At 56.5% G+C, this 20,422-nt stretch carries 16 protein-coding genes; 12 read left to right on the forward strand and 4 right to left on the reverse strand.

The features are described from left to right. Nucleotides 1-25: 25 nt before the first annotated feature. A complete protein-coding gene (locus IBT47_RS19195) occupies nucleotides 26-1,141 on the reverse strand; it encodes an SLC13 family permease (protein WP_200562220.1) in 1,116 nt (371 codons plus the stop codon). Between the two features lie 24 nt (nucleotides 1,142-1,165). Beyond that, nucleotides 1,166-1,618, reverse strand: coding sequence for a manganese-binding transcriptional regulator MntR (mntR, locus tag IBT47_RS19200; RefSeq protein ID WP_105593509.1), 453 nt, complete (start codon nucleotides 1,616-1,618; stop codon nucleotides 1,166-1,168). A 517-nt stretch (nucleotides 1,619-2,135) separates the two neighbouring features. Here mntR and IBT47_RS19205 point away from each other — a divergent pair. Continuing rightward, nucleotides 2,136-3,716 (forward strand): phosphoethanolamine transferase, encoded by a 1,581-nt coding sequence (locus IBT47_RS19205; protein ID WP_200562222.1) that lies wholly within the window; start codon nucleotides 2,136-2,138, stop codon nucleotides 3,714-3,716. Nucleotides 3,717-3,790: 74 nt separating this feature from the next. Here the strand turns inward: IBT47_RS19205 and ompX are convergent, their stop codons facing one another. Next, entirely contained in the window at nucleotides 3,791-4,300 is a 510-nt protein-coding gene (ompX, locus tag IBT47_RS19210) for an outer membrane protein OmpX (RefSeq protein WP_200562224.1), read from the reverse strand. Nucleotides 4,301-4,671: 371 nt separating this feature from the next. On the opposite strand from ompX, the gene rhtA reads away from it, so the two are divergent. The 6 genes from rhtA (at nucleotide 4,672) to ybiO (ending at nucleotide 11,448) form a co-directional block, all read left to right on the forward strand. Then, entirely contained in the window at nucleotides 4,672-5,568 is an 897-nt protein-coding gene (rhtA, locus tag IBT47_RS19215) for a threonine/homoserine exporter RhtA (protein ID WP_200545725.1), read from the forward strand. A 351-nt stretch (nucleotides 5,569-5,919) separates the two neighbouring features. Continuing rightward, nucleotides 5,920-6,423, forward strand: a complete 504-nt coding sequence (gene dps / locus IBT47_RS19220; protein ID WP_105593513.1) for a DNA starvation/stationary phase protection protein Dps — start codon at nucleotides 5,920-5,922, stop codon at nucleotides 6,421-6,423. 396 nt (nucleotides 6,424-6,819) lie between these two features. Beyond that, a complete protein-coding gene (gene glnH / locus IBT47_RS19225; RefSeq protein WP_200545816.1) occupies nucleotides 6,820-7,566 on the forward strand; it encodes a glutamine ABC transporter substrate-binding protein GlnH in 747 nt (248 codons plus the stop codon). Between the two features lie 92 nt (nucleotides 7,567-7,658). Next, nucleotides 7,659-8,318, forward strand: a complete 660-nt coding sequence (gene glnP / locus IBT47_RS19230) for a glutamine ABC transporter permease GlnP (RefSeq protein ID WP_200562226.1) — start codon at nucleotides 7,659-7,661, stop codon at nucleotides 8,316-8,318. Further along, the gene (gene glnQ, locus IBT47_RS19235) at nucleotides 8,315-9,037 is read left to right on the forward strand and encodes a glutamine ABC transporter ATP-binding protein GlnQ (RefSeq protein WP_105593516.1); all 723 of its coding nucleotides are present in this window, start codon (nucleotides 8,315-8,317) and stop codon (nucleotides 9,035-9,037) included. The genes glnP and glnQ overlap by 4 nt, the downstream gene beginning before the upstream one ends. A gap of 131 nt (nucleotides 9,038-9,168) precedes the next feature. Continuing rightward, the gene (ybiO, locus tag IBT47_RS19240) at nucleotides 9,169-11,448 is read left to right on the forward strand and encodes a mechanosensitive channel protein (protein ID WP_200562228.1); all 2,280 of its coding nucleotides are present in this window, start codon (nucleotides 9,169-9,171) and stop codon (nucleotides 11,446-11,448) included. 120 nt (nucleotides 11,449-11,568) lie between these two features. Here ybiO and rlmF read toward each other — a convergent pair whose 3' ends face one another. Further along, nucleotides 11,569-12,498, reverse strand: coding sequence for a 23S rRNA (adenine(1618)-N(6))-methyltransferase RlmF (gene rlmF / locus IBT47_RS19245; RefSeq protein ID WP_200562230.1), 930 nt, complete (start codon nucleotides 12,496-12,498; stop codon nucleotides 11,569-11,571). Between the two features lie 92 nt (nucleotides 12,499-12,590). Between rlmF and IBT47_RS19250 the strand changes: the two genes are divergently transcribed. From IBT47_RS19250 to IBT47_RS19270, 5 genes are all read left to right on the forward strand, one after another. Next, on the forward strand, nucleotides 12,591-13,223 hold the full coding sequence (locus IBT47_RS19250; protein WP_200562232.1) for a flavin reductase family protein: 633 nt from the start codon (nucleotides 12,591-12,593) through the stop codon (nucleotides 13,221-13,223). A 114-nt stretch (nucleotides 13,224-13,337) separates the two neighbouring features. Next, complete coding sequence (locus IBT47_RS19255; protein ID WP_234471991.1) at nucleotides 13,338-13,877, forward strand: PadR family transcriptional regulator; 540 nt, start codon at nucleotides 13,338-13,340, stop codon at nucleotides 13,875-13,877. A gap of 421 nt (nucleotides 13,878-14,298) precedes the next feature. Continuing rightward, nucleotides 14,299-15,420, forward strand: a complete 1,122-nt coding sequence (locus IBT47_RS19260) for an efflux RND transporter periplasmic adaptor subunit (RefSeq protein ID WP_200562234.1) — start codon at nucleotides 14,299-14,301, stop codon at nucleotides 15,418-15,420. Further along, nucleotides 15,420-18,527 carry an efflux RND transporter permease subunit gene (locus IBT47_RS19265; RefSeq protein WP_200562236.1) on the forward strand — a complete coding sequence of 1,036 codons (3,108 nt, stop codon included), beginning with the start codon at nucleotides 15,420-15,422 and terminating at the stop codon, nucleotides 18,525-18,527. The genes IBT47_RS19260 and IBT47_RS19265 overlap by 1 nt, the downstream gene beginning before the upstream one ends. Next, complete coding sequence (locus IBT47_RS19270; protein WP_200562283.1) at nucleotides 18,527-19,894, forward strand: efflux transporter outer membrane subunit; 1,368 nt, start codon at nucleotides 18,527-18,529, stop codon at nucleotides 19,892-19,894. Before IBT47_RS19265 ends, IBT47_RS19270 begins: the two co-directional genes overlap by 1 nt. Nucleotides 19,895-20,422 lie beyond the last annotated feature (528 nt).

Below are 20,422 nucleotides of genomic sequence, written 5' to 3' on the forward strand. Positions count from 1 at the left end.
TTGACGAAACCAGACTATCCCGGGTTCAGGCAGCACGAATAATCAAAAGAAGAATCCAGCCGCTGACCAGCGCCCACAGCAGCATCGGAATAGAATAAAGATGGAAATGCCACCAGATGCGGCGATCTTTCGCCATGCGCAGTGCGATCAGGTTAGCCAGCGATCCCGGTAATAATCCAAAGCCGCCGATATTCACTGCCCAGGCCAGCAGCACCGAAGGTGGCAGGCTGCTCAGCAGCAGAATGGTGGTGGGAACGTTGCTAATCACCTGAGACAATCCCGCCGCCAGCAGAAACTGCCCCAGCTGCGGCAGCTGACCCACGGCGTGCAGCGACGACTGCAACACCGGCAGCCGGGTCAGTAAAAATACATCGATAAACATGGCGATAAACACCACCAGCAGGCTCCAGTCGATGGTCAGCAGAATACGCCGCGCCATCAGCAGGAAGACAGCAAACACCAGCCCTAATCCCCAGACCGCCAGATCCAGTTCCAGGGCTGCAATAAACACCGCATAAAGCAGCGCGCTGGCGAGCAGCAAAGGACGCTGCCAGCGAGCCTCGTCTTCATGCGGATGGCGTTCAATCCGCCTGGCCGGGAAGCAAAAAACGGTTAGCAGCAGCAAACTCAACAGCAGCAACGCCGCCAGCGGCAGCATCTGCCAGATAAATCCGCCGAAACCCAGATCGCCATGACGCCACAGCAAAATATTTTGCGGATTACCGATCGGCGTCAGCAGCGATCCCGCATTCACCGCCAGCGCTTCAAAAATAATCAGTCGTGCGATAGGCAGCGCCGAATATTTCCGCAGCGAAAGCGTCAGGGGAACGAGAATAAACAGCGCGACATCGTTGGTGAGAAAAGTCGAGAGTAGCGCGGCGGCGGCCACCAGAAACAGCGCCAGCTGGCGCTGATGGTGAAAGCCCTGCACCAGACGTCGTCCTAATGCATCGAAATAGCCGCTGGCCTCAATGCCTTTGGTCAGCATTAACAGACCACAGAGGGTGATCATCGTCGGCCAGTCAACTGCTCGGGGCAGTTCGGCCAGGGAGAAAGGAACAAAGCAGGCCAGCAACAGGCCCAGAACCACTAACAGATGCAGAAAACGATCGTGCAAAAAAGGCCTGAGCAGGGTTGTCATGCTGGCTCGCAGAGTTGAAGTAGATTACTTACGGCTTTCGCTAAACTTCTGGAAAATAGCTAACGTCTCGTCGCTGACGTGATGCTCAATCCCTTCGGCATCGCGGCGGGCGGTATCCGGGCTGATACCTAACGCCAGCAGGAATGTCTCAACGATATGGTGACGTTCGCGGCTCTCTTCCGCCAGCTTTTCACCTTCCGGGGTCAGGAAGACGCCACGATAGGGGACCTGCTCCACCAGACCAGCGGTTGCCAGCCGTTTCAACATTTTTGCCACCGTTGGCTGTGAAACCCCAAGACGGGCAGCCATATCCACCTGCCGGGCCTCTCCGAACTCGCGGATCAGATCGGAAATCAGCTCAACATAGTCATCGATTAATTCACGGCGATGGGCTTCACGTACCTGGCGGAAGCCTTCGACATGCTCTTCAATATCTTTCAGTGGCGCGGGCACTGCTACTTTTGCGCGACGACTCATTCAGCTTCCTCTTATTATCCACCGCTGCTTTTTACCAGCGTGCAGCGGTCTGTTCGTCTGACATTGTAAACGAAGCTCAAAGAAGCACAAAATTTAGCGTATTAGCTCTGGCTATGGGATATAGCCTGTGCTATATCTGTTGATAATTCGTTCATACCCTGACGTTTGGGAGGGGCTTAAAATGAGAGTACCGCTACTGTTGAAACTACTAAGTCGTTCACCGTTCACCCTGCGGCTGATGCTGCTGGACATGCTGCTGAATAACAGGCCGGCAACCCCGGCCTCTTGATCCCTTCCCCGTCCGTATTCATTTTGTATACTGCTTCACATAACTTATTCATATTGCTGGTTGCCTTCAGCTAAAACAACGACTATCTTCCCAGCCTTTCGTAAAGAGTGCCGGCCGATCGGGTACCTCCCTTCACCTGCCCCCCATTTCTGACGATCTGTATCAGGCGGTCTGCCCCTTCAGTCAAACTGAAGCGGTGAGCTATAGCGTTTTCTATAAGAATTGAGTATGAATCTGACCCTGCTGAGAACCGCTTCGTTAAGCCGCTACCGTGGCTTACTGAGCCCGTATACCGGGCTGTATTTTCTGCTTTCCTTTATGATTAACCAGGCATTTGGCTACGTTTTGCAGTGGCTTTATCTTTTTGCCTTTACCGCGCTGTTGATGCTGCTTGCCCGCGTACTGCCTCGTGGGCAAAAGATCCTACTGGTGCTCACAACGCTGGTTGCCGGCTTCTATTATCCGTTTGGTCAGGTTTATGGCCCACCCAATTTCAACACCCTGCTCGCCCTGCACGCCACCAATGCGGAAGAAGCCAGCGAGGTGCTGATGATTTTCCCGCTGCACGATTATGCGATTGGCCTGGCGATTATCGCCGCCGGTTTACTGTCGCTGAAGCGCAAACCCGAGCCAAAGGCCAGGTGGGGGCATCGTGAGAGCGCCTGTCTGGCTTTCGTCGTGGTGGCCTGGCTCACCCAGCCGGTGCTGAATCAGCTCACCGGTGGCGTATTCAATCTGAAAGATGCCGGCTATCCGCTGGTGCGCTTCGTGAAAGATACGATTGAAAGCAAAGTGTCGGTGGATAAAGAGATCGACCGCATGAATCAGCTTGCCACGCTGCAGGATGACTGGCATCTGCTGGGGGTCAAACCCGATCGGCAAATTTACGTTATTGTGATCGGTGAAAGTGCGCGTCGTGATGCGATGGGCGCTTTTGGTGGTCGCTGGGATAACACCCCTTTTGCCAGCCAGCTTAACGGCCAGTTTTTCAGCCAGTACACATCCGCAGCCTCCTCCACGCAGAAATCGCTGGGGCTAACGCTGAATCAGGTCGTCAACGGCCAGCCGCAGTACCAGAACAATATTATCAGCCTGGCGAACCGTGCGGGCTTTGATACCTGGTGGCTGTCGAATCAGGGGCAGATTGGGCAGTTTGATACGCCGATTGCCAGTATAGCCCGCCGCGCGAAGACGGTGCATTTCCTCAAGCAGGGCGATTTTGAAGCGGATAAAAATACGCGGGATGAAGATCTGCTGGGCTTTACCGCCGCGGCGCTGGCCAGGCCGGTGGAAAAACCGCGCCTGCTGGTGTATCACCTGGTGGGATCGCACCCGAAAGCCTGCGATCGCACTCGCGGGCGCTTCGTGGAGCATCTGCACTCCAGTGAAACCTCCTGCTACCTGTACAGCATCACGCAGACCGACGGTTTTCTCAGCCAGCTGTGGCAACAGCTGCACGGCAGCGGGCTGAGTTTCTCGCTGATGTATTTCTCCGACCACGGTCTGGCGTTTAAGGAAAAAGGCACGCGCAACGAGTATCTGACGCACGATGACAAGTACCGGCAGAATTTTGAGGTGCCGATGTTTATCAGCTCCAGCAACGACAGCCGCCACCAGGTCATCAGCCAGCCGCGTTCGGCGAATGACTTTTTACTGCTGTTTTCGCAGTGGACCGGCATCAGTGCCAAAGAGATAACCCCCACCTATCGGTTTATTTCCAACGATAAGGGCCCGGCGATTCAGGTCACCAACTTTGCCCTCAAGCGTCTGCCGTTCAGCCAGCTGAAGCAGGACCCTTTCGCCAAATAGCAGCCAAAAAAAATCCGCCCCGAAGGGCGGATTTATCAGCGCAGATTCGCCGAAGCAAATCGGGCAAAGGCAACTTAGAAGCTGTAGCCTACGCCAGCAGTCCAGGTACCCACGTCAACGCTGCGGATACGGCTCTGCTCGTAGCCCACGTCCAGAGCAACGTTCTGGATTGGGTTGAACTGCAGGCCTGCACCGTAGGAGAAGCCTACGTCGCTTGAATCATATTTTTCGCGGTTTGGTTCGTTGTACTGGTATTTACCGTAGCCGATACCTACAACGCCATAGATGCTTGCCCAGTCGTTCAGACGGTAAGCCGGGCCACCGGTGAAGCCGTAGTACTGGCCTTTGATGTAATCGCCCGCTTCAGTACGGTCTTTCTCGGTGTAAGTGAAAGAACCAATCCAACCCAGCGGATCGCTGCCGTTTTCGTAGCGGTATTTCAGGTTGAAACCGTTCGCTTTGTTAGCAATTCCCTGGTAGTCGCTCTGTGCATAACCAGCGGTAACGGTGCTTTGTGCCATTGCTGAACCAGCAGATACTGCCAGAACGCAAGCCAGTGCGGAAAGACATGCAATTTTTTTCATAACCACCTCAAATGTAAAAAGTACTTCTATCCTGACAACGCTAAAAATATAACAAAATATAGTGAGAAACTCCGCCCTATTTTCATTGTCTAACGGAATATTTGGTGTAACAGAAAGTTAATGAAAGTTTATATGTTATTCATTTTTCTTATATTTATGCGACACAGCTCGCTATTTTATCCCCTGTAAAAAAAGGTTCATTGAGAGTAATCCTAATTGAAACCTGACAGTTCTTTACCTAACTCTTTTGTTTTCTTTAGCTTCCGTTTATTTTTTAGCGCGGCAAGCTGAGATTATCGTCGTCATTCAAGTAAACTGTCGTTCTACATCTGTTAACAACTAACAACGGAACATAAGGACTGAGATTAAGGATGTCCCCTCAACAGTTAAAAAATTCCATCTGGCTTCCGGTCCTGCTTTTACTGATCGCAATGACGTCAATTCAGGGTGGGGCAGCACTGGCAAAATCACTTTTCCCGCTGGTTGGCGCACCGGGTATTACCGCACTTCGCCTCGGGCTGGGTACGTTAATCCTCTGCATCGTATTTAAACCCTGGCGTCTGCGCTTCCAGCGCAGCCAGATCCTGCCGCTGATTATTTACGGTTTGTCACTGGGCGGCATGAACTATCTGTTTTACTTATCGATCCGCACGGTCCCGCTGGGCATTGCGGTGGCGCTGGAGTTTACCGGGCCGCTGGCACTGGCGCTGGCCAGCTCGCGCCGCCCGCTGGATTTCCTTTGGGTGGTACTGGCGCTGCTGGGACTGGTTTTCCTGCTGCCGCTGGGTGAAAACGTCAGCAGCGTCGATCCCGTCGGCGCGCTGCTTGCCCTCGGCGCAGGTGCGCTGTGGGCGGTATATATCATTACCGGCAAGCGTGCGGGCAGCCAGCACGGGCCGGCTACCGCCGCTATGGGTTCGCTGATCGGCGCACTGGTGTTTGTTCCGCTAGGCATTACCTTTGCCAACAGCGGCGGCTGGGCGCTGTCGCTGATCCCGATTGGCCTGGCGATTGCCGTCCTTTCCAGCGCGCTGCCCTACTCGCTTGAGATGGTGGCGCTGACCCGCATGCCTGCACGCACGTTTGGCACTCTGATGAGTCTGGAACCGGCAATGGCAGCGATCTCCGGCATTCTTTTCCTGGGGGAAGTACTGAGCCTGGTACAGTGGCTGGCGCTGCTGGCGATCATCGTGGCATCGGCAGGTTCGACCATGACTCTGCGTCCGGCAAAGGCGAAAATCGTGCCGGTCAATGAGAACCGCGAATAATGAACATGTTCCCGCTTTGCCAGAACGAAGCGGGAAATTCATCGATATATTATTTTGTAAAGTAACAATAAATTAACATAAAAATAATCGTTAATTATTAATTACAAAGAATGACCATTTAGATGAAAAACAAAAACAGCCTGTAATTCAATGACCTGCATAAAAAAAGAAAATAAAAATAATTCTTGTTAATATTATCCGCCCTGAAAAAAACAAATAAACACCCGCCAAATCAACTCATCACGCACTATTAAAGCGATAGGAACCACCTTTAATGCAGCTTTAAAAAACGGTGCTATACTTATTCCCGTCAATTAACAGGACAACCTGACTATTAAGAGGATATTAATGATGAGTACCGCTAAACTGGTTAAAGCAAAATCTTCTGATCTGATTTACACCCGTAACGATGTGGCCGACGACGAGAAAAAAGCCACCATTGAGGTGCTTAATCGTCTGGTTACCGAATTCATCGACCTGTCCCTGATCACCAAGCAGGCACACTGGAACATGCGCGGCGCCAACTTTATCGCCGTTCACGAAATGCTGGATGGATTCCGCACCGCGATTACCGATCACCAGGATACTATCGCCGAACGCGTGGTTCAGCTGGGCGGCGTTGCCCTTGGCACCACGCAGATTGTTCACGACAGAACCCCGCTGAAAAGCTACCCGCTTAACATTCACAGCGTACAAGAGCACCTTAAAGCGCTGGCTGACCGCTATGCGGTAGTGGCTAACGATGTGCGTAAAGCCATCAGCGAAGTGTCTGATGAAGACAGCGCCGATATCTTCACCGCCGCGTCCCGCGATCTGGATAAATTCCTGTGGTTTATCGAATCCAATATCGAATAAACCTGAAACACCGTCGTTGATACCTTCCACCGACAAGAGCAGATGGCCCCGCCGTCTGCTCTTTTTTTATCCCGCACATCGGCGCACACCTGACGCTAATCCCACAAAAAATCAGAGCCCACTGGCAATTAATTAATCCCCTACGACACTATCTGTTGTTTTTATCCGGCAATTTGCTACAACTGCTAATGCAAGCGGGGCGGCCCATTGCACCACACCGGACGAGATGCACCAAAATGACGCCCCAAACAAGTGCAACACACTGTATCGTGTCAGCACCTTTCGGAAAACTCGCATTAACCTGCTGTTTTCCATATCATTGCAAACCTGGCATGATTCTTTCATAGGGCTGCTGGCATTTACCCGGGACGTCCGGGAAGCGATAAGGATAAAATGATGAAGTCAATTTTTAAGGTCACTCTGGCTGCGCTGACCATGGCGTTCGCCGTGTCTTCCACAGCTGCAGATAAGAAACTGATCGTAGCAACAGATACCGCTTTTGTTCCTTTCGAATTTAAACAGGGTGATAAATATGTCGGCTTCGACATCGACCTGTGGGATGCAATTGCAAAACAGCTGAATCTTGAATACACCCTGAAACCGATGGATTTCGCCGGTATCATCCCTGCGCTGCAAACGCGTAACGTTGACCTGGCACTGGCCGGTATCACCATTACCGACGAGCGTAAGAAAGCGATCGAATTCTCTGACGGCTACTACAAAAGCGGCCTGCAGGTGATGGTGAAAGCGAACAACGACAGCGTGAAGGGTATTGAAGACCTGAACGGCAAAGTTGTGGCAGTGAAGAGCGGTACCGGTTCCGTGGACTATGCGAAAGAGCACATCAAAACTAAAGATCTGCGCCAGTTCCCGAACATCGATAACGCCTACATGGAGCTCGGCACCAACCGTGCTGACGCCGTGCTGCACGACACGCCAAACATCCTGTACTTCATCCATACCGCGGGCAAAGGCCAGTTCAAAGCAGTAGGCGAACCGGTTGAAGCTCAGCAGTACGGTATTGCCTTCCCGAAAGGCAGCGACGACCTGCGTGAGAAAGTCAACGGCGCGCTGAAAACGCTGAAAGAGAACGGTACTTACAACACGCTGTACAAAAAATGGTTCGGCAGCGAACCTAAATAATAAGAGTCGAACGGCTGTACTTAATGCGGGAGCCGATGCGTTCCCGCATTTTTCCACATCAACAAAAATGGTTTTAGATCCGGAGAATAAACATGCAGTTTGACTGGAGCGCCATCTGGCCTGCTATTCCAATCCTGCTTGAAGGTGCCAAACTGACCCTGTGGATTTCGGTCCTCGGTCTGATTGGCGGTGTGATTATCGGCCTGGTTGCCGGTTTTGCCCGCGCCTACGGCGGCTGGCTGTCACGCAACATCGCGCTGGTATTTATCGAACTGATTCGCGGCACCCCAATCGTGGTGCAGGTGATGTTCATCTATTTTGCACTGCCCATGGCATTTAACGATCTGCGGATCGACCCGTTCAGCGCGGCCGTGGTCACTATCATGATCAACTCCGGTGCCTACATTGCTGAAATCACCCGTGGTGCGGTGCTGTCCATTAACCGTGGCTTCCGTGAAGCCGGTCTGGCACTGGGCCTGTCCAGCCGCGAGACGCTGCGCTACGTGATTATGCCACTGGCCCTGCGCCGCATGCTGCCACCGTTGGGTAACCAGTGGATTGTCAGCATCAAGGACACCTCCCTGTTCATCGTTATCGGCGTAGCCGAACTGACCCGTCAGGGGCAGGAAATTATTGCCGGTAACTTCCGCGCGCTGGAAATCTGGAGCGCCGTTGCCGTTATCTATCTGATTATTACGCTGGTGCTGAGCTTTGTTCTGCGTCGCATTGAGAAAAGGATGAAAATCCTGTGATTGAATTTAAGAACGTTTCCAAGCACTTCGGTGCCACTCAGGTCCTGCACGATATCGACCTGAAAATCGAAAAAGGCGAAGTGGTCGTGATTATCGGCCCATCGGGTTCCGGTAAATCCACCCTGCTGCGCTGCATCAACAAGCTGGAAGAGATCACCAGCGGCGAGCTGATCGTTGACGGCCTGAAGGTTAACGATCCAAAAGTTGATGACCGCCTGATCCGCCAGGAAGCCGGCATGGTGTTCCAGCAGTTCCATCTGTTCCCGCAGATGAGCGCGCTGGACAACGTCGCCTTTGGCCCGATCCGCGTTCGTGGCGCGAAGAAGGAAGATGCACAGCGGCTGGCAAAAGAGCTGCTGGGCAAAGTGGGCCTCGCCGAGCGCGCGAATCACTTCCCTTCCGAGCTGTCCGGTGGCCAGCAGCAGCGTGTGGCCATTGCCCGCGCGCTGGCGGTGAAGCCGAAAATGATGCTGTTTGATGAGCCAACCTCAGCCCTTGACCCGGAACTACGCCACGAAGTCCTGAAAGTGATGCAGGACCTGGCGGAAGAGGGAATGACCATGGTCATCGTCACCCACGAAGTGGGTTTCGCCCAGAAAGTGGCTTCGCGTCTGATCTTTATCGATAAAGGCCGCATCGCCGAAGACGGCAACCCGGACGAGTTGATCACCAACCCGCCGAGCGCCCGTCTGCGCGAATTCCTGCAGCACGTATCGTAATCCTGCCGGGGCGGCATCCGCCGCCCCGCTTTCGTCTGATTCCTAAAATCCCCTCTGTGACCCGCCGGCCCTGAGCAGGCGTCTATACTTTTCTGTTGCCGCTGACGCTGGCGTCACAACAGGAGAACAGGATGCCCGGACTCACTTCCCCACTGCGCTATCTGTTACAGGCTTTGCTGCTGATGCTGTGCAGCACATTTCTTTCCACCGCTCAGGCAGTGACCTTACCCGCTGCGGCCGTTGCCGCCCAGTCTCAGCAGACGACAGCCGCCGCTGATACCACACCGCCCGATGCCGATGAAAAGCGCGCCGCGTGGGCCGCACTGGCCAACATTCTGGATAACGACCAGTCGCGTCAGCAGCTGATTGAGCAGCTGCGTAAAGCCTCAGAACCCCCGGCGGCGCCAGCAGATCCGGTTCTGACACCGCCGGAAGAAGAGGAAGATAAAACCGTCCTGCAAAGCGTCACCGACGTCAGCCGTCAGTTCGGCGGCGAGTTCGCCTCCAGGCTGCAAACCCTGCAGCGCAACATCGTCGATGCCCCGCACAAACCGTTTAATCAGCAGACCTTTTTTAACGCCCTGAGCCACTTTGTTATGCTGGCGGCCGCGCTGTTCGCCTTTTACTGGCTGGTTCGCTGGGCAGTCTCTCCAGTCTATCGCCGGATGGGTGCCTGGGGGCGGCGGAAAAACAGCGATCGCACCAGCTGGCTGCACCTGCCCGCGATGATTGCCGGTGCCTTTGTTATCGACCTGTTGCTGCTGGCGCTGGCGCTCTTTGTCGGGCAGATACTCAGCGACAACATGAATGGCGGCAGCCGTACCATCGCCTATCAGCAGGGGCTGTTCCTTAACGCGTTTGCGCTGATTGAGTTTTTCAAAGCGATACTGCGGCTGATGTTTTGCCCGCGCTATCCGCAGCTGCGCTTCTTTCACCTCAGCGACGACCGCGCCGCCTACTGGAGTACGCGTATCAGCTGGCTGAGTGGGCTGATCGGTTACGGCCTGCTGGTGATCGTGCCGATCGTCTCCAATCAGGTGAATGTGCAGGTCGGGGCAGTCATCAACATGCTGGTGATGGGTCTGGTCACGGTGTGGGCGCTGTATCTGATTTTCCACAACCGCCGCAATATTCAGCAGGAGCTGACGCGGCTGGCGGACCGCTCGCTGGCGTTTTTCGCGCTGTTTATCCGCGCCTTTGCGCTGGTGTGGCACTGGCTGGCCAGCGCCTATTTTATCGCCCTGTTCCTGTTTTCGCTGTTCGATCCCGGCAACAGCCTGAAGTTCATGATGTCCGCCAGCGTGCGATCGCTGGCGATCGTTGCCATCGGCGCGCTGGTGTCCGGCATGCTGACCCGCTGGATTAATAAAACCATCGTGCTCTCCCCGGAACTGCGCCGTAACTACCCTGAGCTTCAGCAGCGGGTAAACGGCTGGCTGTCGGCGATGCTTAAGCTGGCACGGGTGATCAGCGTGTTTGCCGTCACCCTGATGCTGCTGAATGCCTGGCACCTGTTTGACCTCTGGCACTGGCTCACCGTCGGCGCAGGCGAAAAGCTGGTGGATATTCTGATCCGCATCGTGGTGATCCTGTTCTTCTCGGCGGTGGGCTGGACGCTGCTGGCCAGCCTTATTGAGAGCCGCCTGGCTTCGGATTCGCACGGCAGACCCATGCCCAGTGCGCGCACCCGCACCCTGCTGACGCTGTTCCGCAACGCGCTGGCAGTGGTGATCAGCACCATCACCATTATGATCGTACTTTCCGAGATCGGCGTGAATATCGCTCCGCTGCTGGCCGGTGCCGGGGCGTTGGGGCTGGCGGTGTCGTTTGGTTCGCAGACGCTGGTGAAAGATATTATTACCGGCGTGTTTATCCAGTTTGAAAATGGCATGAACACCGGCGATCTGGTGACCATCGGGCCGATTACCGGCACGGTGGAGCGGATGTCGATTCGTTCAGTTGGGGTACGTCAGGATACCGGGGCTTACCACATCATTCCGTGGTCCTCGATCACCACCTTTGCCAACTTCGTGCGCGGTATCGGCTCGTTTGTGGCGAACTACGACGTCGATCGACGCGAAGATACCGATCGAGTCAATGCCACGCTACAGGCGGCGGTCAGGGAGCTTCTGGAGGATAAAACCATTCGGGGCATGGTGATCGGCGAACCGTCGTTTGCCGGGCTGGTCGGCTTAACCAATCAGGCGTTCACCGTACGCGTGTCGTTCACCACCCAGCCGCTGAAGCAGTGGACGGTGCGATTCGCTCTGGACGGTATGGTGAAAAAGCACTTTGATGCCGCAGGGATCAAAGTGCCTTACCAGACGGTGCAGGTGATGCAGAGCGGCAACGATGTGGCCGGAGCCGCCGGGGTGCAGGCTGCGCTGCCTGCTCCAGACCAGGCCATTTGAAGCCACCTTACCCGCAACTCTGCACCGAAAAGCGGGGATTGAGTGCAGCGCGCCCTGCCCCACGATTGCCCTGGCCCGTGAGCTCAGGGCGCTGATGACGCCTGCGCAGCCACAGTCAGCTTACTTGCCCAGCAGGCGCGTACGCTGCGGCTGTTCCATAAAGGTCCAGGCGATAAAGCGGCTTTGCTTTTGCCCCTGGGCCATATCGATGGTGCGCACGGCGGCCACGTCGGCCTCTTCCAGGGCGCGCCACAGCTCCGGCAGGTTCTCACGGCGGGAAACCAGCGAGGTGAACCAGATGCACTGGCGGGCGAAATTAGCGCTTTCCGTAATCATCCGGCCGATAAACGCTTTTTCACCGCCCTCACACCACAGCTCGTCCTGCTGCCCGCCGAAGTTCAGCGGCGCATTGCGATCCAGCCCCAGATTCCGCAGCTTACGCTGGCTGCCTTCATGCGCATCGGCGGCAGAGGCGTGGAACGGCGGGTTACACATCGTGGCGTGATACACGTCATTTTTATGGATAATACCGCTGAAGATCGCCGAGCTGTCCTTCTGGCGACGCAGGCGAATAGCACGATTCAGGCCCGGATTCGCGGCGATAATGCCGTTGGCGGCGGTCATCGCCTGCGGGTTCACCTCGGTGCCGGTAAAGCGCCACTGGTACTCGCTGTGGCCGATAATGGGATAGATCAGGTTGGCACCGCAGCCGATATCCAGCACGTTGATCTCGCGCGGCACGACGCGGCTGTTATCTTCCGCCAGCAGATCGGCCAGATGGTGAACATAGTCAGCGCGGCCAGGCACCGGCGGGCAGAGGAAGCCTTCCGGGATATCCCAGTGAGCCAGCCCGTAGAAATGGTGCAACAGCGCCTGGTTCAGGGTTTTCACCGCTTCCGGATTGGCGAAATCAATCGACTCGCTGCCCCAGTTATTCACGGCAACAAACTGCGCCAGCGCCGGATGACAGGCGATCAGCGCGGCGAAATCATAGCGTCCGCGATGGCGGTTACGCGGGTGGAGAACATTTTTCTCGGCAGGGGTTTTCATCAGTAACTCTCTTGTCAGCAGCGGCGTAAGATACCCTCTGTGCTATTAATGGTAAACATTTCCCGCTGACTTTACTCAGATAAGGACGATTTATGTCGCGAACACGCCATTCCTACCGGCCGGAAGAGGGGCACGGTCTGCCCCACGATCCGCTCAACGCCATTATCGGCCCGCGCCCGATCGGCTGGATCAGCTCACAGAATGCCGCCGGGCAGCGCAACCTTGCGCCCTACAGCTTCTTTAACTGCTTCAGCTATCGCCCGCCGATTATCGGCTTTGCCAGCAGCGGCTGGAAGGACAGTGTGGCAAACATCGTTGAAACCGGCGAATTCGTCTGGAATCTGGCCACGCGATCGCTGGCGGAAGCGATGAATGAAAGCTCGGCTTCGCTGCCGCGCGGCGAGGATGAATTTATCCACGCCGGACTGACCGCCCTGCCCGCCAGCCTGGTCAACGTCAGTATGGTGGCGGAAAGCCCGGTCAACTTCGAGTGCAGGCTCACCCAGTGCATCCAGTTGCAGAATGCACAGGGCGGGCTGCTGGACAGCTGGCTGGTGCTGGGAGAAGCCATCGCCATTCATATCGACAGCGATCTGCTGGACAACGGCGTCTATCAGACCGCCCGTGCGGAACCGATCCTGCGCGCCGGTGGCCCCAGCGCCTATTACGGCATCAGCGAAGCCCAGCGTTTTGACCTTGTTCGCCCGGATGCGCGCATAAAATAGGGTCTTAACGAAACTTTTACTCTTTGCTGGCGGAATCCTCTCAAGATATATCTTGATGCGTTTATTGCTCAAGATATATCTTATTTTGGTCAGCCATTAACCTGCAATGTCACCATGAAAGAGATGCTTCATCCCACTGAATCACCTGCCGATGAGTCAAAAAAAGGGAGCGACTCCGGCAAAAATCAGGTTCGCCGCGGCAAAGCCTTTAACCGCACCGAACTGGTCCTGCTGGTGCTGCATCTGATACGGCTGAATCCGACACACGGATATGAAGTCATCACCTCAATCAGGGACTATTCGCAGGGCGTATACCGCCCCAGCCCCGGCGTGATCTATCCGATTCTGACCTCGATAGAAGAAGAGAAGTACGCCACGACCATTGAAAGCGGCGGCGGTAAAAAGCAGTACTCGCTGACGGCGGCGGGCGAAGCCTATCTCGCTCAGCATCATGAGGCGCTGCGCGATACGCTGATAAAAATGAAAAAGATGGTGGTCAGCCAGACGCAGAAAGATCCGCTGATCGAAGAGGCGTTTGAGAAGCTGAAATTCAGCCTGCGCAGGCTGACGACAAACAGAACCATTAACATTGAAGAACGTGCGGCTATTGTCGACGCTATTATTGAAGCCAGCGAAAAAATACGCCGAATTTAAAAACCATGGACAAATTAGCTCGGTTCCATGATGGCTTAATAAAAAATTCGTTATGGCAATTAATTCACTTCGGCGTAAAACCGAATAGTCATTAATCGATAAGTTTCTTTCAATTTAATGCGAACAGGAAGACAAAACTTTACACCAATTCAGCTAAGCGCCTTACCGCACAAGGGCTGATGGAGAAAGCCAGGGCATACATGCCTGAAAAAAAAGAATAACAATGAACCGTCTGGTTTTAAAACATGACGATACAGTGAAGATCGCAACATGCTTCGCAATCATCAAAACGATTTCATTGCAATTACTTTACCGATTAACAGCAGTACCTAAATTTTATTAAACGTATCCTGAGCCATTGCTAAATAATGATGGCTCACCGATGTGCCATTTTCTTTTTTTATTTGAGTGGAATAGCCATATGCAATTACGCATAGTCTCGCTGCTGACCCTTTTTTGCCTGGCCGGCTGCGATAACGTCACCTCCAGCGCCCCGGCCCCCGGTCTGACCGAAGTTGGCGTCGTCACGCTGAAAGCCAGCAGCTTTACGCTGACCAGCGATCTTACCGGCCGCACCACCGCTACCCAGACGGCAGAAGTCAGGCCGCAGGTGGGTGGGCTTATCCAGAAACGCCTGTTCACCGAAGGGGCCGAAGTAAAAGCCGGACAGCCGCTGTATCAGCTTGATGCCGCCAGCTATAAAGCGACCTGGCAACAGGCTGCCGCCGCGCTGAAAAGTGCTCAGGCGCTGGTGATCGGCGACTGCCAGAAAGCCAAACGCTATGCCGGACTGGTGCAGTATCAGGGCGTTTCACAGCAGGACGCCGACGATGCGAAATCCACCTGCGACCAGGACCGCGCCAGCGTAGCGGAAAAACAGGCGGCGCTGGACAGCGCGCGCGTCAACCTTGACTGGACCACCGTCACCGCCCCGATTTCGGGCCGCATCGGCATCTCCGCCGTTACGCCCGGTGCATTGGTGACCGCCGGGCAGGACACCGTACTGGCTACCATCCGCAGCCTCGATAGTATGTACGTTGATCTAACCCGCTCCAGCGTGGAGCTGCTCAACCTGCGCAAGCGCGCGCTGGCCAGCGATAACAACACGCTGAACGTCACCCTGACGCTGGAAGACGGCACCACCTACCCGGAAAAGGGTCGCCTGGAACTGACCGAAGTGGCGGTGGATGAAGCCACCGGATCGGTCACGCTGCGCGCCGTGTTCCCAAATCCACAGCACGTGCTGCTGCCGGGCATGTTCGTTCATGCCCTGGTGGATGAAGGCGTGGTGGAAAACGCGATTCTCGCTCCGCAACAGGGAATTACGCGCGATGCCAAAGGCAACGCCACCGCACTGGTCGTCAATGCAGAGAACAAAGTGGAACAGCGCGAAGTGGTGACCGCCGATGCCACCGGAACCAACTGGCTGATAACCAAAGGCCTGCAGGCGGGCGATCGTCTGCTGGTGGAAGGCAGCGATAAAGTCGCCGCCGGGGACAGCGTGAAGCCGGAAGAAGTGACCCGCAGCGAGGGAGCGAACTGATGTTTTCGCGTTTCTTTGTTCGCCGCCCGGTATTTGCCTGGGTTATTGCGATACTCATTATGCTGGCGGGGATTATGGCTATCCGCACCCTGCCGGTAGCCCAGTACCCCGACGTTGCTCCACCGTCGATCAAGATCAAAGCCACCTATACCGGTGCCTCGGCGGAGACACTGGAAAACAGCGTCACCCAGGTGATCGAACAGCAGATGACCGGTCTGGATAATCTGCTCTACTTCACCTCGTCCAGCAGCTCGGACGGTTCGGTGGATATCAACGTCACCTTCCAGCAGGGCACCGACCCGGATACCGCGCAGGTGCAGGTGCAGAACAAGGTGCAGCAGGCCGAATCCCGCCTGCCGAGCGAAGTGCAAAGCGCCGGGATTACCGTCACCAAAACGCAGTCCAACTTCCTGCTGATTATGGCGCTGTACGATAAAAACGACCGCGCCAGCAGCTCCGATATCGCCGACTGGCTGGTGAGCAACCTGCAGGACCCGCTGGCCCGCGTCAGCGGCGTCGGCAGCCTGCAGGTTTTCGGTGCCGAATACGCCATGCGCATCTGGCTCGATCCCGCCAAACTCGCTTCCTACAGCCTGATGCCGTCGGACGTACAGAGCGCGATTGAAGCGCAGAACGTACAGGTGACCGCCGGTAAACTCGGTGCCCTTCCCGCCGCCAGCAACCAGCAGCTGACGGCTACGGTGCGCGCGCAGTCGCGTCTGCAAACCGTCGATCAGTTCCGTAATATCATCATTAAAAGCGCCACCGGCGGTGCCGTGGTGCGCATCGGCGACGTCGCGCGAGTGGAAATGGGCAGCGAAGACTACAGCGCCAGCTCGAAACTGAACGGCCACCCGGCGGCCGGTGTGGCGGTGATGCTGGCTCCCGGAGCCAACGCGCTGGATACCGCCAGCCTGGTGAAAGCGAAAATCGAAGAATATCATCACAATATGCCTGCGGGTTATGAAATCGCCTACCCGAAAGACAGCACCGAATTTATTAAAATCTCGGTACAGGATGTGATCGAAACCCTGCTGATCGCCATTGTTCTGGTGGTGACGGTGATGATGCTGTTCCTGCAAAACCTGCGCGCCACGCTGATCCCCGCGCTGGCGGTGCCGGTGGTGCTGCTCGGTACTTTTGGCGTGCTGGCGCTGTTCGGCTACTCCATTAATACCCTGACCCTGTTTGCCATGGTGCTGGCCATCGGGCTGCTGGTGGATGACGCCATCGTGGTGGTGGAAAACGTCGAGCGCATCATGCGCAACGAAGGGCTGAACGCCCGTGAAGCCACCGAGAAATCAATGGGTGAAATCGCCGGTGCGCTGGTGGCCATTGCGCTGGTGCTGTCGGCGGTATTCCTGCCCATGGCCTTCTTCGGCGGCTCCACCGGGGTGATTTACCGTCAGTTCTCGGTGACGATTATCGCCGCCATGATGCTATCGGTGGTGGTCGCCCTGACGCTGACCCCGGCGCTGTGCGGCATGCTGCTGAAGCATACCCAGCCTCCGCAGCGCGGCTTCTTCGCCCGCTTTAACCGCCTGTATCAGAACGGTGAGAAGCGCTATCGCAAGCGCGTACTGTGGCTCCTTGGCCGTCCGGTGCGACTGATGCTGGTTTACGCCGTGTTTGCCGGACTGATGGCGCTGCTGCTGTGGCGTCTGCCGGGCAGCTTCCTGCCGGAAGAAGACCAGGGCGAAATCATGGTGCAGTACACCCTGCCCGCCGGTGCCACCATCAGCCGTACCGATGCGGTCAACAAGCGCGTCACCGACTGGTTCCTTAACCAGCAGAAGGACAATACCAACGTTATCTTTACCGTTAACGGCTTTAACTTCAGCGGCAGCGGCCAGAATGCCGGTATGGCCTTCGTTTCACTGAAAGACTGGAGCCTGCGCTCCGGAGAGAAAAACAGCGCGCAGGGCATCGCCCGTGAAGCCATGGCGGCGCTGGGTGATATCCGCGACGCGAAAGTCTTCGCCATGACCCCGCCGTCGGTGCAGGGGCTGGGGCAGAGCAACGGCTTTACCTTTGAACTGCTGGCCAGCGGCGCAACCGACCGTAACACCCTGCTGAAGCTGCGCAGCGACCTGCTGAAAGCGGCGAACAGCAGCCCCGAGCTGCAATCGGTGCGCGCCAGCGATCTGCCGCAAATGCCGCAGCTACAGGTGGATATCGACAATAACAAAGCGGTGGCACTCGGCCTGTCACTGTCCGATGTAACCGACACGCTGAGCAGCGCCTGGGGTGGCACCTACGTGAACGATTTTATCGATCGCGGCAGGGTGAAAGAGGTGTATATCGAAGGCGACAGCCAGTTCCGCTCGAAGCCGGAGGACCTGGCGAAATGGTTTGTGCGCGGCAGCGACAGCAGCATGACGCCGTTCTCCGCCTTCGCCACCACGCACTGGATCTACGGCCCGGAAAGCCTGTCACGCTATAACGGCTCGGCCGCCTTTGAAATTGCCGGTGAAAACAGCGCGGGCTACAGCTCGGGTGCGGCGATGGACAAAATGGAAGAGCTGGCTAATCAGCTGGCACCGGGTTCCAGCTGGGCATGGAGCGGCCTGTCACTGCAGGAAAAACTCGCCAGCGGCCAGGCCATGAGCCTGTACGCCATCTCGATTCTGGTGGTATTCCTCTGCCTGGCGGCGCTGTACGAGAGCTGGTCTGTGCCGTTCTCGGTGCTGCTGGTGATCCCACTGGGTATCTTCGGTGCCGCGCTGGCCGCCAGCCTGCGCGGGCTGAGCAACGATATCTACTTCCAGGTTGCCCTGCTGACCACCATCGGGCTGTCGGCGAAGAACGCCATCCTTATCGTGGAATTCGCCGAGGCGGCGCTAAAACAGGGAAGCTCGCTGAGCGCAGCGGCGATTTCTGCCGCCCGTATCCGCCTGCGGCCCATTGTGATGACCTCGCTGGCCTTTATTGCCGGGGTGCTGCCGCTGGCGGTGGCAACCGGAGCCGGAGCCAACAGCCGTATTGCGATTGGTACCGGGATTATCGGCGGAACGCTGGCCGCGACCATTCTGGCGATTTTCTTTGTACCGCTGTTCTTCGTGCTGGTGAAGCATCTGTTCACCTCACGCCACGGGAGTAAACAATGATGTACCGAATTAGCGTGATAGCCCTGTCGATGATGCTGGCGGGCTGTCTGTCTCTCGATCCCGATTATCAGCGCCCCGCCGCGCCGGTTCCGGCCACCTGGCCGGGGCAGAATGCGGACGGCAGCGCACCGGCCGTGCTCAGCAACTGGCAGCAGGTCATGGGCGACAGCCGACTGAAAACCGTGGTGGCACGCGCCTTAGCCAGCAACCGCGATCTGCGCAAAGCGATCAGCGATATCGAGCAGGCGAAGGCGCTGTACGGCGAAGAGCGCGCCAGCCTGTTCCCGACGCTGAATGCCGGGCTGACCAGCACCCGCAGCCGGACCACCGATGCGGGTGTAACCGGCAGCGCGGAGGCCAGCGGCAGCGTCAGCAGCTTCGAGATCGATCTGTTTGGCCATAACCGCAGCCTGAGCCGCGCGGCGAAGGAAACCTGGCTGGCCAGTGAATTTACCGCGCAGAACACCCGCCTGACGCTGATTGCCGAAACCGCCACCGCCTGGGTGACGCTGGCAGCGGATAACAGCAACTTGCAGCTCGCGCAGGAGACGATGGCCAGTGCCGGTAAAACGCTGGAGATCACTAAACGCCGCCAGGCTGCCGGCGTGGCGGACGGCACGGATATGAACGAAGCGATGACCGTTTATCAGTCGGCGCGCGCCAGCGTGGCCAGCTATCAGACGCTGGTTGCTCAGGATCGCAACGCCCTGACGCTGCTGGCGGGTGAAAGCCTGCCGGATTCGTTGCTGCCCGGTCCGCTGGATAAGCTGAACGATAATGCCATTGCGCTGGTGCCTGCGGGCGTGTCCTCTTCGCTGCTGCTGCGCCGCCCGGACGTACAGGAAGCCGAGCACAGCCTGAAGAGCGCCAATGCGGATATCGGTGCCGCGCGCGCCAACTTCTTCCCGACCCTGTCGCTGACGTCAAGCGCGGGGGTGGCCAGCGGGTCGCTTTCCAGCCTGTTCAGTCACGGTGCCAACGTCTGGTCATTTGCACCGAGCCTGTCGCTGCCGCTGTTTGCCGGTGGTACCAACGTGGCGGCGCTGAAGTATGCCGAGGCGGAGAAGCAGGGGCTGATTGCGGCGTATGAAAAGGCGATTCAGAGCGGGTTTAAAGACGTTGCCGATGCGCTGGCGCGCCGTGCCACGCTCAACGAACAGATGGATGCCCAGCGCGAGTACGTGGCGGCAGCGCAGCGCAGTCTGGATTTGTCACTGCACGGTTATCAGGCCGGCAGCGGGGATTATCTGACCGTGTTAACTAATCAGCGTACGCTGTGGTCGGCGCAGCTGGAGCTGATTGCGCTTCAGCAAACGGATTACGATAACCGGATTACGTTGTGGCAGTCGCTGGGCGGCGGGAGCTGATCGCACCCTGGCCGGTATTCAGTTTCTGATGTAAAGCTGGCTGGGGATGCTCTGTGGGGTGAGCGATTGCCGGGACTGCTTGGGCTGCTGTCAGTGCGGTGATTGCCGGGATTGCTGTCAGTGCGGTGATTGCGCTGACTGGCGGCTTCCCAGCTCGGGCGGTCCTCGCGCCACGCGCCGCGTGGTTCCCTCACTACAATCGTCAGCCCGTCGGACCGGTGCAGACGGGCCCTCCATGGCCCGGCTGGACCTTTCTCCAGCTTCCCTGCTGGAGAATCCTGGCTTTCCTCTCTTCGTTCAGCGCTGTGGATTGCTCGCTCGGGGAAGCCGCCAGTCTGCTGGTTAATCATTGTGTTGCCTGTTCAAAACCTTTCTTCAATCGATCGTTTTTTCGTGCAGCTGCTTTGAACTCCAATTGTGGTAAGTCACACTAACCCTGTATTGCCATTAAATATTGACTCCCTTCCTTCACTCCGCTCGGTGGATTTCACAATCGGGGAAGCCACCAGTTTGTGTGTTAATCATTGA

The sequence above is a fragment of the Erwinia sp. S43 genome (genome assembly GCF_016624745.1).
Taxonomy (GTDB): domain Bacteria; phylum Pseudomonadota; class Gammaproteobacteria; order Enterobacterales; family Enterobacteriaceae; genus Erwinia; species Erwinia coffeiphila.